Here is a 15,822-nt window from a genome sequence, read left to right as displayed (position 1 = left end):
CCTGTTCAGGGCGATGAGATGGGGTCCGCTTGCCGCCTCGTGCGCAAGTTGCCCGTCCGCCGACGAATGACCGGTTTCGGAGAAGGCAGAGGTTGATCCGGGCGGCCGCGTTGGGTCGCATGCGGAAGGTCCGCTTCCGGATGGAGAATCCAGTTCCGATCGCGATCCCAGCCAACCGTTCGAATAACGCGCGCGTGTGAGATGAAGCTCAACGCGGTAGCAAATGGCCACTATCGACCCAGCCTCCCCGTTGATGTCAGACCGCGCCTTGTCCCCGCGCGGTCAGCAATTGATATTCGGAATTGTTCTCCATCATTGCGTCGATGTCGAATTATACAGCCATTAATCGATGGCCGCCCTGAAGATGTTCTGCCAGGCTTACGGGAATGGGTCTGTCGTAAAGATTTTGTTAACCATCTTTGAGAAAAACATTCGTCGAATTGGGCGGCCTCGATGACGGGCAATCCGTGCACCGATGACCCCAACCCTCTCGCTGAGGGCTGCGCAGATGTGCGGATCCGTGCGAGCAAAGAGCCTTTTCTCGATGCCGTCTCAGTCAGGTCAGCCATCTCTTGTAATTTGCCACGGGACGGTCCGTAGCCGCGAACGATTTCTGGTTACGGCCACCACCACCCTGGCATTGATCGTCAGCTTCTCTGCGCACGCCGCCGAGCAATCCCAACCCCAAGTGGTCATCGGCGCAGATGGCCGGGATGGCAAAGTCCTCATCATTGGGCGGAACACCTCTGCCACGCCCGGCCAGGCTGGCGGCGATCTGACCTTGATCGATGTCGATACCGCAGCCGCCGGGCTTGATCCCGCCGTGACGCTCCAAATTGGCTCGAAGGGCGGACGCGGTGGACGAGGCGACGATTTTGGCCTCGGTTCGGTTTTCGGCGCCAACGGAGGCGCCGGCGGTGCCGTCTCGGTAACGTTGTTGGAGGACGTCGCCGGACTGGGCGACCAAGTCAGCAGCGGCGCTCGGCCGGAATTCAAGCCCATTCCCCGGTTCCTCGTTTTTTCCCGGGGCGGGGATGGCGGATTCGCCCTCACGAACTTCGGCGGCGGCGGAGATGCCGGCCCAGTTGCGCTCACCGTTTCGTCCATGGTCTCGACCGTGGGGCAAGCCTTCCTTGGCGTGCGAGTGAGCGCCACCGGGGGAAATGCCGGCTCAGGCGGGGTTGCCGCCGACCAGACTGCGTTCCGGAAGGGCGGGACCGGCGGGTCGGCCTCGCTCGTCGTGACGCCGTCCGGGCAGGTGAGCACCGACGGTGCCGGTGCTACTGCGGCGATCGTCGAGTCCATCGGCGGCGCGGGCGGCAACCGCGGAACAGGAACCGCCTACAGCAAACCCGAGGTGACGCAGGGCGGCATCGGTGGCCCTGCGCGCCTCGACATGGCCGGCACGATCAGGACGGCTGGCGACTATGCCTTCGGCGCCCTCGTCCAGAGCATCGGCGGTCGAGGCGGAAGCCAGGGCGATGCAGGTGGACGGGATGGAGCCCGAGGCGGCGACGGCGGCACCGTCACGGTGATCCAGCGCGGCACCGTGGTCACGCAGGGCGATTATGCCCTGGGCATCGTTGCGCAGTCGGTCGGCGGCCCCGGCGGCAGGGGCGGCGACGGCATCTTCGGCGGCGGCAAGGGTGGGGATGCCGCCACGGGCGGATCGGTGACATTGACCAACAGCGGCACCGTGACGACCGGCGGTACCGGGGCGATCGGTCTGGTCGCGCAGAGCATCGGTGGCGGCAGCGCCGACACGGCCCTGCCCCTCTCGCCCCTGGCCGTGAGGTCCGAGGCAAATGGCGGCGGTGCCGGGGGCAGGACGCTGTGGTTCTCCACCGGCGGTACCGGCGGCACCGGGGGGAGAGGCGCCACCGCCGAGATCGTCGATGCCGGCGGCAGGATCGTGACCGCGGGTGACGCCGCATACGGCGCCCTCGTCCAGAGCATCGGCGGCAGCGGCGGCATCGGCGGCGACGCGTTCACAGCGAATGCCTTCTTCTCTGTCGGCCTGGGCGGCAGCGGCGGCGGCGGCGGCGATGGCGGCCTCGCCCGCTTCACGGGCGTCGGCGGTACGGTCGAGACCGGCGGTGACGGCGCGACGGCCGTGCTGGTTCAGAGCATCGGCGGCGGCGGCGGTGCCGGCGGCGAGGCCAGGACCAAGGCGGTGGGTGTAGGGCTTTCGGCGTCGTGGGCGATCGGCGGGAGCGGAGGCCGAGGCGGACAGGGCGGCTCCGCCGTCATCGAGAGCGGCAGCACGGTCACGACCGTCGGCCTCGGCGCGGACGGCCTCGCGGCGCTCAGCATCGGCGGCGGCGGCGGCGTGGGCGGCCTGGCCAACGCGCAGGCGATCACGGCACCCCTCGTGACCCCGACCGGCAAGACGCTGCCGAGCTTCGCGTTCTCCACCGCGATCGGCGGTTCGGGAGGGGATGGTGGCGCGGGCGGCGCAGCGCGTGTCGCCAACACCGGCCTCGTCACCACTTACGGCGATGGGGCGACCGGCCTCCTCGCCCTCAGCGTTGGCGGCGGCGGCGGAATCGGCGGCAACGCGACGGCCTACGCGCTGGCCGTCGCACCGCCGCAGCAGATGGCTGTGGCTGCCACCACGATCCTCGGCGGCACGGGCGGCGGCGGCGGCAACGGCGGCAGCGCTACCATCACCAATCGCGGGACCGTGCGGACCTCCGGCGACGGCGCGTCCGGCATCGAGGCCCTGAGCATCGGTGGCGGCGGCGGAACCGGCGGTGGCGCGACCGCGACGAGCAACACCTTGAGCCTGCGCCAGAACATCGCCATCACCCGGGGCATCGGCGGGAAGAACCGCGATCGGACCGGTGGGGCGGGTGGAGGCGGTGGTACCGGCGGCGACGTGACCGTCACTCAGACGGGCCGCGTGATGACCGGAGGCGATGCCGCGATCGGCGTCCTCGCGCTGAGCGTCGGCGGCGGCGGTGGTAATGCCGGGCCGGCCTCGGCAGTCGCGACGTCCGGAGTCTCCTTCGACAAGACCCTCAACGAAGTTCTCGGCAAGCTCCCGATCGCCGACACCCTGTCGGTGAGCGATACCGTTGGCGGCTCAGGCGGCGTCGGCAACCGCGGCGGTACCGTCCGGGTCACGAACGAAGGCACGGTCTTGACCGGCGGTTCGAACGCGACCGGCATCCAGGCCCAGAGCATCGGCGGCGGCGGCGGCAACGGCGGCGAGGTGTCGGGTGCCGCCACGGGCACGTTCAAAATCACCCGACAGCTTGGCGGATCCGGCGGGACCGGTAGCACGGGCGGCCCAGTGGCTGTCGTCAACGCCGCGACCGGCACGGTCGCGACCTCGGGTGACGGCGCACACGGGATCCTTGCCCAGAGCATCGGCGGCGGCGGCGGTACGGGGGGCAGCCTCGCGGCCGGGACGGATGTCGCGCCCGACGCCGTCGGGGAGATCTGGCAACAGATCAAGCAGGCGATCGGCGTCGAAGCGTATCAGCAGTGGGCCGCCGACAAAAATAACAAGGACGACAAGAAATCGCTTGAACAATTCCTCAAGGATATCAAGGCCAGCGACACCTACAAGGGGCTCGCTGACAAGCTGAAGAAATCGGACTTCGGCAAGGCGCTGAAATCCTACTCGACCGGCATCTCAAACTACCTGGACACACAGAAGAAGACCGGGACCAAGCTGCCCAATGTCTCGGCCACCCTGGCTCTGGGAGGCGACGGGGCAAGCGGAGGCGCCGGTGGCGCGGTCAACGTCAAGAACGAGGGGACGATCACGACCCTTGGAGCCTCCGCTCACGGGATCATGGCGCAGAGCATCGGCGGTGGCGGCGGCCAGGGCGGCGTTTCGTTCGCACAGGCCACCAATGCGACCAACATCGCGGCGACCGTCGGCGGCTCGGGCGGCACGGGCAATACTGGCGGTCCTGTGGGGATCCTCAACCTCGGTACGGTCGCTACAGAGGGCAATGCAGCCTACGGCCTCTACGCGCAGAGCATCGGCGGCGGCGGCGGGACCGGTGTCGGCGCCAGCGTCGACAGCCAAGTCAACAAGGGTTTGACACTCAATCTGAACGTCGGCGGCCGCGGCGGTGTCGGCGCGCATGGCGGCGACGTCACGATCGAAAACCGCGGCACCATCGCGACGGCCGGGATCGAGGCGCATGCCGTTGTCGCTCAGAGCATCGGCGGCGGCGGCGGCAGCTTCGCCGCACCGGCTGGCGACGACGCGGCTGACGATGGCACGACCAAGGACGGCTCCGGGAGCGACGCCAAGAGTGGCGCCAAGGATGACACGAAGAGCGATGCCAAGGCGCTGACGGATGCGCTGCTCGCAGCGCTCGACATCGTACAGATCGCACCGCCGGAGGATCCTGCCTCCGTCTCGGCCAAGTCCGGCAGCCTGACGCTCGGCGGCTCCGGAGCCATGGCGGGCAATGGCGGCACCGTGCGGATCGTTCAGGACGGCACGGTCGCCACGAGCGGCTTCGGCGCGGTCGGCATCCTGGCCCAGAGCATCGGCGGCGGCGGCGGGCTCGCCTCCGTGGCGGCGGGACCGGGCGGCCATAAATATACGTTCGGGCTGGGCGGCACGGGCGGTGCCGCTGGCGATGGCGGTTCGATCCAGGTCAGGATGGGGGCGAGCGCGCAGATCCTGACCACCGGCGACGCGGCACCGGCCCTGCTCTTGCAGTCGATCGGCGGTGGCGGCGGCTACGGCGGCGCCCATCAGGCCATGGGCTACGCGATCCCCTACGGACTGGCGGACGGCAGTAGCGGCTCCGGCGGTGCGGTCAGGGTCAACCTGGAGCAGGGCTCCGTCATCCGCACCGCGGGCACGCAATCCCACGGCATCGTCGCTCAGAGCCTCGGCGGAGGTGGCGGGCTCCTCGTCGGCCTGTCCGGCGAGACGGGGATGCAGCCCGTGCGAAGCCGCGCCGTAACCGGGAGCGGCGGCGATATCTCCATCGAGTCGGCCGGGTCGATCATCGCGTCCGGCCTGGACGCCCACGCGATCCTGGCACAATCCGGCGTCCAGCGGACCGATGGTAGCCTCGAGCCCGATCCGAGCCGCAGCGGCAAGATCGTCATCCGGGTCAGCGGCCTCGTCACTGGCGGCAGCGGCGCGGGCGCGGCGATGCGCGTCGAGGGTGGGCACGACAATAGGATCGCCATCGAGGAGGGCGCCGTGGTCAGCGCCGCCTCGGGCCGGGCGATCGTCGGCGCGTTCACCACCGGCACGATCACCAATCGCGGTACGCTGATCGGCGATGTCGACCTCACAGGCGGAGGGCAGACGGGTCGCGTCCTGTTCGACAACGGATTCGACGGCGCAGCTTCGGCGATCCTGCGCACCGGTCCCGACGGTGTCATCGCCCTGGGAGATGGCGGCCGCCTGCGCAACGGCGCCATCCTCGACATCGGCGGGGTCGGCAAAGTCGCTCGGGCGACGATAACCGGCAATTTCGAGCAGACCGAGTCCGGGCGCCTGTTGGTCGATATCGCACCGCTGGCGACAGATCCCGCCTTGCGGAACGATCTTCTGACCGTCACCGGCACTGCCTCCCTGAGGGGCGTGGTCGAGCCGCACGTGATCGATGGTCTCTCGCCCGGCCGCTACACTTTCCTCAGGGCCGGCCAAGTGGAGAACGTCGGCGCCAGCGCCACTGGAAGCAGCATCAGCTCGGGGGCCATCCCAATCTCCTGGACGATCGTCTCGACGGGGAACAGCATCGCGCTGGTGCCGCAGGCTCATTTCACGGCGCCGGTCGGCGTGACCCTGACCGAGGACCAGCGCAGCGTGGCGCAAGGCCTGCAGGATGCCTGGGATGGAAACACGACGAAGCTGGGCACGCTCTACGGACGCTTCCTCTCCGTCGACAGCTCGAAGGCCTATGCCGCCGCCCTGGACGAGTTGAAGCCAGAATCCAACCAGGACAACCTGACCGACCGGACGCTCGATACCCGCAAGGGTCTCCAGCGCGCCATGAGTTGCCCGGCGTTCACGGGAACCGGTACGCTCCTGCGTGAGGGTGAATGCGTCTGGGGGCGCATCACCAGCGCTCACACGACCCAATCCGCCACCGCGGACGACGTTGGCTACCGTCAGACCGCCCTCAGCTACCAAAGCGGACTCCAGACCGAGTTCGCCCCGGACTGGTTCTTCGGCCTCACTGGCGCCTACACACGGGCGATCCAGAGCGACCCCGACCGGATCACCGGGACAACAAGCGATGCCGCCGATGTCTCTGCGGCGCTCAAGCACCAGATTGGCCCCTGGCTGCTCGCGGCTTCGGCCAATCTTGGTTATTCCTGGGCCGACAACAAACGCCTGATCGATTTTGGTGGCGCTACCGCCACGGCGCGCAGCAAGTCCGGGATCCTCACCGCGGGCGGTCGGCTGCGGGCGAGCTACCAAGTCTTGTTCGGCGACTGGTATCTCAAGCCCTACGCGGATCTGGACCTGCTCTACAGCTACAGCCCCGCCTATTCCGAGACCGGGGCGCCGGGCTTCAACCTCGACATGCGGCCGGTGGCCAAGACGCTGGTGGCATTCAGCCCGATGATGGAGATCGGCGGCCGGATCGACCTCGACGGGGGGCGCTGGGTCCGCCCCTACGGCACCCTTGGCGTGACACTCCTGTCGGACGACCATTTCACCGGCAAGGCGAGCTTTAACGGGACCGGCGCGCTGGGCCTGTTCGCTACGGAATCATCGATCCCCGATCGCCTCGGCGAAGTGGGGCTGGGTTTTCAGGTCAGCCTCGGTGGCGGCATCGAGGTGACCGGCGAGTATCAAGGTCAAGTCGGAGACCACTTCCTCTCGCATGCGGGGACTGCTCGGATGCAGCTGCGCTTCTGAGAAAGGCTGCTGCCGACCTCACCAACACCGATCGCGGTCGATTGGATGCCGTGGGGCATCTGCTTCCTACACTTTCGTCCAAAAGCGGACCGTCTCCAAACGACCCATATCGACCGTCCCGACAGCCGTTGCTACGTCCCGAAAGCGGTCCTTCTCGGTGCTGGGCGACGCAAGTTCGAAGCGGACAGAGATCGGACGCGTCAGACGGGGATGCGGACGCGCACTGGACCACGATGATGACCTCGCGTGGAGGCCGAGCCACCTGGAACTATCCGACCTTCGCGAACGTCGCGCGCACATCTGCGACCAAGGCCGAAGGGTTCTCCATGGCCGCGAAATGTCCGCCCCTTGGGGGCCGGTTGTAATGACGCAGGTCCACGAAACGCTTTTCCGCCCAGCGCCGTGACAGCCGCATCACCTCACCGGGGAACACACTGACGCCGGCTGGCAGCGGCATGGGTTCGTTCGGCATACCCGCTTGGCCTTGCGCGTTGTCCCAATAGAACCGCGCCGAGCTGGCTCCGGCGTTCGGCAGCCAGTAGAGCATGATGTCGTCGAGCATGTGGTCCAGCGGGATCACGCGCTCGGGCTCGCCGCCGCTGTCGGTCACGTCCTGAAACAGCGCGTAGATCCAGGCCGCCAGCCCCACCGGCGAGTCCGCCAGCGCAAATCCGACCGACTGCGGACGCGTGTTCTGCAGCTTCATGTAACCCGACTGCACCCGGTCGTATCGCGCCATGCCGGACAGCATCGCCTGCTCCTCCGGCGTCGCGTCCGCGATCTCGTCCTCCGTCGGCTGGAACATGACCATATTCAGGTGGATGCCGGCGAGGCCGGGCGCGCGCATGTGCGCCAGCACCGTCACCACGGCCGCACCCCAATCGCCGCCCTGGGCGAACCACCGGTCGCCATAGCCCAGCCTCTGCATCAGCTCGACATAGGCGCCAGCGACGCGGCCGACGTTCCAACCTGGCCCGGTCGGCTTGTCGGAGAATCCGAACCCCGGCATCGACGGGATCACGAGGTGGAACGCACACCGCGGATTTCCGCCATGCGCCGCAGGGTCGGTCAGCGGCCCGATCACGTCGCGGAACTCCAGGATCGAGCCTGGCCAGCCATGCGCCAGCAAGAGCGGTTGGGCATCGGGCTCGGGCGAGCGGACATGCAGGAAGTGGATGCCGAGGCCGTCGATAACGGTGCGGCTGCTGCCCCAGCCGTTGATGAGGGCTTCTGCCACCCGCCAATCGTAGCCATCGTGCCAGCGGCCGACCAGACGGCGGATGGCGTGCACGGTCGGACCTTGGCTCCCGTCGGTGACGGTGCCGGCATCGGGCCAGCGGGTGCGGGCGAGGCGGTCGGACAGGTCGGTCAGGTCGGCGTCGGCGACCCGGATCGGGAAGGGAGTGATAGCGTCGGTCATGGCATGGCTTTCCCTTGGCGGGTCGATGCTCAGCGGATCGTGGGGGCGAGGACGGCTGCGGCGCTGGTCCAATCGGTCTTGCCGTAGCGGGTGTTGTCGAAGCCGTGCAGCTTGCCGCGCCCGGTCGACATGTCGCGCAGGTATTGCATCCCCTGCCACGCCGGGAACGGCGCGTCGGTCTCCGGGGTCAGCGCGCGCGCGACAGCTATGATCGCGCTCAGGCGACCGATGCCGCCGGCGCGCAGCAGCCGCCAGCGCCGGCCTTCCAGGCTGGTCAGCAGCTCGGCCAGCCCGCGCGGGCTGATCTGATCGCCCGAGATGCGCAGATGGCGGGGCGCGGCAGGGTCGAGCGCCGCGTCCGCGGTGTAGGCGGCGACGTCGTCCTTGGCGGTGAAGTCGAACACCTGGTCGGCATCGCCCCAGAAGAGGACGCGGCGAAAGCGGTGCAGCACGATAGGAGCCTGACCCTTAAGGAGGTCGGCGAACGGCCCGTTGAGTATCGAGGTCGCACGGATCCGTGCCGCATCGAGGCGGGCCGCGAATTGGCGTCGCAGGTCCATGTTGCGATTGTCGCCCGGCCGGGTTGTCAGATAGTCCAGGCAGAAGTCGGACGGGATGAAGCGCGGCACGCCGGCTGCCACCGCCGCGTCGAGCAGTTGCCCTTGCGTGTCGAGGATCACCGGCGCGGTACCGTTCAGCGCAGACACGACGCACGCGGCGCCGGAGACGGCGTGAGTCAGCGCAACACCGTTTCCGAAATCCACGGAGACTTGCTCGACGTTGCCGCGGGCCAGCTCATCGGCCGGCCGGCGCACCAGCGCCCGTACCGGCCTACCCTTGGCCGTCAGTGCCTTGACGATCCGGGTGCCGAGATCGCCGGTGGCTCCTGCCACGACCACCAAGTGCTGGGTCTGCGCGCCATCCACCACTCATTCCTCCATCCGCTCGCCGATCAGGTGAATAGGCGTTGCGCTCTCCTGCGATTAGCTGGGCGAGATGGGACAGGGTGTTGCAAAAGGTGGAACGACAATGCAGCTCTCCGACCTGCGCGCGTTCGTGCGCATCACCGACCTGATGAGCGTGTCGGCCGCGGCGCGCGCGCTCGGCCTGCCGAAGTCGGGGGTCAGCCGCGCGCTCGCACGGCTGGAGCGCGATCTCGGCGTGGTGCTGATGGACCGCTCGACGCGGCATTTGCGGCTGACCGACGCCGGCACGCTGTTTCGGCCGCACGCGCTCCGCATCCTGGCCGACGTGGACGAGGCAGGCACGGCACTCGAAGGGTTGGGAGGCGTTCCGGCCGGTACGCTGCGGGTCAGCCTGCCTTTCACGGTCGCGACCGCACTGGTCGCTCCCATGCTGCCGGGGTTCATGGCCGCCTATCCCCAGGTCCGCGTGATGCTGGCGGTCGAGAACCGCTTCGTCGACATGCCGGCCGAGATGGCCGACCTGCTGATCCGGGTGGGACCGCTCGTAGACAGCGACCTGATCGCCCGCCGGCTGCTGGTCTCGGAGGCATGGCTCTGCGCCAGCCCCGGCTATCTCGCGGCGCGCGGGACGCCCGCTCACGCCGCGGACCTCACCGACCACACGCTGATCGGCTACGGCGATCGGGCCATGGCCTACCAGGACAATGCGACCGACGACGCCAGACGCATCGAGCTGCCGCCGGCCGTCGCCATCTCCGACTCCGCGGCTCTGCTGCCAGTGCTACTGGGCGGCGCCGGCATCGCGTACCTGCCAGATTTCCTTGCGAGGCCGTACGTCGCGGACGGCCGGCTGGTTCGGCTATGGCCCACCGCCGAGGGCATCGAGACCGTGATTCACGCGATCTACCCGAGCCACCGCAGCTTGTCGGCCAAGGTGCGAGTCTTCATCGACGCGCTGGTTGCCAGCTTCGATGGATTGCAGCGTTAGCGCTAAGTCGAAGCTGCAATCCGGCACAGGGTTTGCCGTCTTCCCGGGCACCCTCCCGGCTGATCGCCGATCCGGTCATTGCGCGTCTCACGGCATCGTCACAGTTGGATTGAGTGAATGTGTTGCCTTCCGATGTTCAATGTTTTCGGGACGGCAACATCGCCCATCAACGTCAGCTTTCGATGCGTCCTTGCCCTGAAGCCGAAGGATTGCCGTCCACCGATCGAAGGCGCTCGGAGGCGCGTTGGCGCCGCGGGAGCTGGCCGAGGGCTACCAGCTTGCTTTGGGGCGTGGCCCTCAGCAAAGCGGACGCACTTCTGCGGCCCCGCGCACGGCTTCAGTCCCTCACGCGGGCGATGACCGCTACCGGCCCGCCGCCATCCGGCCCCTGATGCTCAGCGCCGCCGGAGACGAACAGGTCCGTCCGGCCGATCGCCGCGGCGGCCACGCCGCCGACCAAGGCGCGGGCGTGCCGGGTGGCGTTGATATCGCTGTCGTCGTTCATGATGTGGCGCCGTCCCCGGATCAGGCCGTCGTGGGAGGGCTCGGCCTTGGCGAGCAGGGCGATCACGCGCTCCGACTCATGAGGCGGCAACTGCCCCGCTTCCAGGAAGCCGAGGTCGGTGAGCACCCCCCGAATCGCGGGCAGGTCGATGCCGTCGTCCATGACCCGGTGGGCGATGGCGAGCGGGCCTGTCCAGCCCTGAGAGTTGCCGAGCACGATGATCTCGTTGCGCATCAGCTCGATCCCCGCCGAGCAGCTGGCGCGGCCGGAGAAAAGATCGCGTCGGGTGCCGATGGCGGAATCCGTGAGATGTTCGCGGTCGACCTCCCCGAGGGCGAGGGCGATGCCGAGCGCCGAGGCGCCGCGGGATAAGCCCATCGAGGCGTAGGGGTCGTGTGTGGCAACGCCGTGGCCCCGGGCGGCCGCCTCGGCGATCCGAGCGCTCGTCAGGAGCGGGCACTTCACCTGCACCAAATGCACGTCGGCGGGATCGGTGAGCCCCGCCTCTGCCATGGCCCGGCCGACCGCCGCCGCAGTCGCCTCGACCTGCGCCATCCGGCCGATCTCCTCCGCCCGGAACTCCTGCGTGAAGGCCGTGCCGATGGCGAGCGCCTTGCCCTCCGGCACCGCGGGGCCGTCACGCCGGGCGAGGACGAGGAAGTGCGGCGACAGCCCGCCTTCGGTGCCGCCGGACATGACGAGGGCGATCCGCGCGCCGACCTCCGCCGCCGTGCAGCCGAGGGCGGTGGCGAGCGCCGTCTCCAGGGCCATCACCGCAAGCTGCCGGGTGAAGTCATTCACGCAGCCATTGCCCTCGGTCTTGCCGAAGATCGCGACGATCTCGGTCACGTCCACCGCCCCGGAAGCGACGAGGCCCATCACCTCGGAGACGTCGGCGGGATGCTGCGCGGGCACGCGGAAGACGAGGCATTCGGGCATGGGGGAACCGGGGTGGAAAAAAGGGGCGCCGCCCTTCCATCGGGGCAAACCCATCGTCCGTCCGCGTGCCCAGCGACGACAGGGACCGGCACGATCGGGTGGCCAGCCGGGGCAAGCACAGACCGGACCATCTTCGGAGAATCCCTGCGCCTTCTATCGCCCGGGCGGAGCAAGTCGTCGATCGGCTCCCGACCCCGAACCAGCACATTGGCCCAATCTGCGGTAGAAGCAGACCATCTCCAGACCACTCCCTACCGCCGTTCCGGTAGCGACCCAACTCGGTCACTCAACCGGCCGAGATAGATTCCCATACGCGGACGCAGCTGGGTGCGACTTCCCGTTCACAGAATGGCGGCGCTATGGACACCATTTCTGAAGATTGTATACGATCGTCATAGATATCAGCTGAGGTGTTGTGTCTAGGTGACGACGACCATTCAACGTCGGTGATGGCACATGCCTCAGCGGGCGGTGAGCACAAGACCTGTCGATGCATCTTCTTCATTCTACAGCTATGCTGCCGCCTGCGAACAGCTTCAAGGTCTGGCGCGATCTGCTGGCGGACCGATACGGAGAGTTCGAGTTTACCCGCCTTGGTGACCTGCCGTTCACGAGCAAGGTCGAGGCGACGAAGATCGGGTCCTTGCCGATCGCGCGTTTCACGCAAAGTGCAGCAGAGCAGACAAGCCGAAGGCGCCCGTCGAGCCACGCCCCTGACTCGGTGCTGGCACTCTTCAAGCTGGCCGGAACGACGTCGGGAACCATGCAGGAAGACCGAGCGGCCGTTCAACGCCCCGGCGATCTGGTCTTGCTCAATCGTCGGCCCTCCGTGCTGGGAACAGCTGACGATGGCCAGTCACTAGTGATCGAACTGCCGCGCGCGCGCCTGGAGGGCCTGTTTGGTCCGTCCAACCTCTACACGTCCTTGACCATCGGGGCGGAGTTGGCCTCCACGACGCTGGCCCTGACTTACTTCCGGGAGCTGATCCGGGTCGAGGGACAGCTTGGCGCCGACACGGCGGAGCGCATGTCGTCGATCGGGCTGGACCTGATCATGGCCAGCATCGCTGAGCGCTTGGCCAAGGAAGTGCCCCGGCCGCTGCACGGTAGCGTCGTGGTCCAGCGTGCCAAGGCTTACGTCGAAGCCAATCTGCACGACCAGACGCTCGATCCGCCTCGACTTGCAGCCGCCATGGGTGTCTCGCTGCGGCGGCTGCAGGAGCTGTTCCACGAGCGCGGTCAGCACATCTCCGACTGGATCTGGGAGCGCCGGCTGGCGGTGGATGCGAAGCGCTTGGCCGACCCAGCCTCGTTGCACCTACCGATTGGCACGCTGGCTTATGAGTCCGAGTTCACCAGCCAGGCGCACTTCTCTCGGCGCTTCAAGCACAGGTACGGCTGCTCACCCGGTGAGCATCGACGAGCGGCGCAACAGTCAGTTCGATGATCCGGCTGAGGCTACGGATAGCGGCTTAACGGCCCTGCACACGCCAGTTGGTTTTGACCCCGAGTCGGGCGCACGATCCTTGTCTATCGATCATTAGAACTCGAACGTCATTTAACCTTGGTCGTTTGCTTGAAAGCAGATGGGGTGGATGGCTCCCGCTCCGACTGACGGCATCTCGGTGCCAAGATGTGGTCGCTGCCGAAGCAGCAGCCACGCTCATGCAGGAGCCATCCCCATGGAGATCACCACCGTCGGCATCGATCTGGCCAAGAGCATCTTCCAGGTCCACGCCGTCGACGCAGCTGGGCACGTCGTCGTGCGCAAGGCTCTGAGGCGGGCGCAGGTCGTGCCGTTCTTCGCCAAGCTGCCGCGCTGCCTGGTCGGCATGGAGGCGTGCGGCACGGCGCATCACTGGGCCCGGGAGCTCATGAGCCTGGGCCACGACGTGCGGCTGATGCCGCCGGCTTACGTGAAGCCGTATGTGAAGCGCGGCAAGACCGATGCGAACGATGCCGCTGCAATCTGTGAGGCGGTCACGCGCCCGAGCATGCGCTTCGTGCCGGTGAAGTCGACCGAGCAGCAGGCGGCGCTGGCGCTGCACCGGACGCGCGACCTGCTGGTCAAGCAACGCACGCAGTTGGTGAACATGATCCGCGGCCTGCTCGCCGAGTTCGGGATCGAGATGGCGCGGGGCCTGCGGCACGCGCTCGAACTGGCGGCCCGGCTCTCGGCCGGAGACGCGGCCGAGGTGCCGCCGCTCGCCCAGCGCGTGGTGACCGGGCTGGCCGATCAGATCGGTGCCGTGCAGATCCAGCTCACCCGACTGGAGAAGGAGTTGCTCGCCTGGCATCGGGACAGCGACCTGTCGCAGCGCCTGGCGACGATCCCGGGTGTCGGCATCGTGTCGGCAACCGCGTTGGCCGCCTCGGTGAGCGAGCCCGAACGCTTCCGCTCCGGTCGGCAGTTCGCGGCCTCGTTGGGCCTGACACCGCTGCAGAACTGCAGTGGCGGCAAGGAGCGCCTGGGCCGGATCTCGCGCATGGGCGACCGCTACCTGCGCCGGCTGCTCGTGGTCGGCATGACCTCTCTGATCCGGCGTGCGAAGACGACACCGACCTCGGTCGACCCGCGGCTGCCGGCGCTGCTGCAGCGTAAGCCGGTGCGCGTGGTGACCGTTGCGGCGGCCAATCGCACGGCGCGGGTCGCCTGGGCGATCATGACCCGCGGCGGCACCTACCGCGCACCGGCGGCCACGGCCGCCTGACAGCACGCAGAGGAGACGTTTCCAGGTTGCGAGGACGATGAGAGTTGATGGCGAACCGGTCAGACCGGGAGCCGGGACACCCCGCCGCTAGTCCAGGGCGTCATAGCCCGCAAAGCAGAGTGGGACCCAGCTCGCGGATCCCATCAGGGCCAGCGGTCAACATGAACGACTGCATCGACAGGCCGGACACAAGACTGCACCCGACCAACCCGTCAGAAGCTCAATTCGCCACTTGCAATGCGGGAGCCATCCACACAAGACCGGCGGGAAACCACCCTGAGCGGCCCTCCCGCAATCGACCCAACTCGGTCGCAAGCGCGCATCTAAGCTTTTCTTCGAAGCGGACGTTCGAGTGCATAAGTCAGAAGCGGCTCCCCCGGCATCAGTGCGCCGGCGACCGCTCCAATGCGTCCGACGAGCGCTTCTTCTTTTTGCGTTTGCTCACCTTCAACACCACGTCCGCGTTGTCCTCGGCGATGCGCTCAGCCAACACGAAGTCATGGAGTTCAGCGGTCGCTCCGTCTGAAGCAGCCGACGCTTCCGTCACAGCATAAAACGCCGCGCGAACGATCTCCTTCTTGCTCGCCTCCGGGTGCCGTTCGCGGATGGCAGAACGGATCGCCTTCGGCTTCATCCCAGGGGCGGCAATCTCCTTCAGCGTGTCTGCGATCTCTCTGATCGATGCCATATTGCTCACCTGCACCTCACCCGCTCGGCTGGGCCACAATCCCGTCGGCCAATGCGACGTTCCGATGACGCGGCCACACAGCCAGCTTCTTACGCGAGACGCATTGTTCACGCGAGCGTGAGGCCTTACCGAGCGGGCACGTTCTTCATGAGACCGGAACGCACTTGGGGCGCGTCTGCAATGCGGCGCGCCCCTCTTTCGCCTCCTGCATGAAGGCTGGCGAGGTATGGCCCCGACAGCATCAAAGGCGGTTCTCGCCTAAATGGGTCAATCGCGCGTGAGGCGTATATCGACCTCTCGCTCCACGAAGGTCCATTCCCGCGTGGCCCTGAGGTTAGAGAGGAGAGCTTCGAAATCCGCCTCATGCTCTGGCGCAAACTCGAACCAAGTCAGAAAGTCAAACGGCTCACGAAGATCCCTGCTGTGATGAAGCCTTCTGGCAATGGCAGGAAGATAGTTCATACCAATCGTGGTGTGCTTGGAAGTCTCCTCGAATATTTCACGGCGCTCGTCTTGAGCCAAATCCCACCACTGCTGAGATTTTTTGATCGGGATCAGAGCGGCATGAGTTGCTGTCGGCCGATCAAGAGCAGCTTGTAAGCTCCGTAGCCTATTGGCTTCATCGCGTGTGGTGTAGCGGAGATTGCTAATAGCTCCGCGTAGACGCCATGCCATGCCAGAAGACGCCAAGTGTCCCGGATCTTCACTTTCACTCACCAAGCCAACTGACACAAATGCCACCTCTTCAAGGCGGGCTCCGGCCGTTGCCTCCGCGCGCGTAACCCG

General features: G+C 67.3%; 9 protein-coding genes. 4 read left to right on the top strand and 5 right to left on the bottom strand.

Annotation, left to right across the window (positions count from 1 at the left end):
* Positions 1-475 precede the first annotated feature (475 nt).
* On the top strand, positions 476-6,859 hold the full coding sequence (locus tag P9K36_RS03035; protein WP_278306550.1) for an autotransporter outer membrane beta-barrel domain-containing protein: 6,384 nt from the start codon (positions 476-478) through the stop codon (positions 6,857-6,859).
* 268 nt (positions 6,860-7,127) lie between these two features.
* Here the strand turns inward: P9K36_RS03035 and P9K36_RS03030 are convergent, their stop codons facing one another.
* Positions 7,128-8,279 carry an epoxide hydrolase gene (locus tag P9K36_RS03030; protein ID WP_111474262.1) on the bottom strand — a complete coding sequence of 384 codons (1,152 nt, stop codon included), beginning with the start codon at positions 8,277-8,279 and terminating at the stop codon, positions 7,128-7,130.
* A gap of 29 nt (positions 8,280-8,308) precedes the next feature.
* The gene (locus P9K36_RS03025) at positions 8,309-9,205 is read right to left on the bottom strand and encodes an NmrA family NAD(P)-binding protein (protein WP_205782314.1); all 897 of its coding nucleotides are present in this window, start codon (positions 9,203-9,205) and stop codon (positions 8,309-8,311) included.
* A 103-nt stretch (positions 9,206-9,308) separates the two neighbouring features.
* Between P9K36_RS03025 and P9K36_RS03020 the strand changes: the two genes are divergently transcribed.
* A complete protein-coding gene (locus P9K36_RS03020) occupies positions 9,309-10,193 on the top strand; it encodes a LysR family transcriptional regulator (protein ID WP_043755412.1) in 885 nt (294 codons plus the stop codon).
* Positions 10,194-10,530: 337 nt separating this feature from the next.
* Here the strand turns inward: P9K36_RS03020 and P9K36_RS03015 are convergent, their stop codons facing one another.
* Entirely contained in the window at positions 10,531-11,637 is a 1,107-nt protein-coding gene (locus P9K36_RS03015) for a ring-opening amidohydrolase (RefSeq protein WP_043755411.1), read from the bottom strand.
* A gap of 490 nt (positions 11,638-12,127) precedes the next feature.
* On the opposite strand from P9K36_RS03015, the gene P9K36_RS03010 reads away from it, so the two are divergent.
* Positions 12,128-13,084, top strand: a complete 957-nt coding sequence (locus P9K36_RS03010) for a helix-turn-helix domain-containing protein (RefSeq protein ID WP_043755409.1) — start codon at positions 12,128-12,130, stop codon at positions 13,082-13,084.
* 235 nt (positions 13,085-13,319) lie between these two features.
* Complete coding sequence (locus P9K36_RS03005; protein ID WP_043758515.1) at positions 13,320-14,348, top strand: IS110-like element ISMmg2 family transposase; 1,029 nt, start codon at positions 13,320-13,322, stop codon at positions 14,346-14,348.
* A gap of 382 nt (positions 14,349-14,730) precedes the next feature.
* On the opposite strand, the gene P9K36_RS03000 is transcribed toward P9K36_RS03005, so the two are convergent.
* Together P9K36_RS03000 and P9K36_RS02995 are read right to left on the bottom strand one after the other, a co-directional pair.
* Positions 14,731-15,051, bottom strand: a complete 321-nt coding sequence (locus tag P9K36_RS03000; protein WP_236961610.1) for a hypothetical protein — start codon at positions 15,049-15,051, stop codon at positions 14,731-14,733.
* 252 nt (positions 15,052-15,303) lie between these two features.
* Entirely contained in the window at positions 15,304-15,711 is a 408-nt protein-coding gene (locus P9K36_RS02995; protein ID WP_335645402.1) for a chlorite dismutase family protein, read from the bottom strand.
* Positions 15,712-15,822 lie beyond the last annotated feature (111 nt).

The sequence above is a fragment of the Methylobacterium sp. 391_Methyba4 genome (genome assembly GCF_029691625.1).
Classification (GTDB): domain Bacteria; phylum Pseudomonadota; class Alphaproteobacteria; order Rhizobiales; family Beijerinckiaceae; genus Methylobacterium; species Methylobacterium fujisawaense.
Note: the sequence above shows the minus strand (reverse complement) of the source record. Positions and strands in the feature narration are given on the sequence as shown.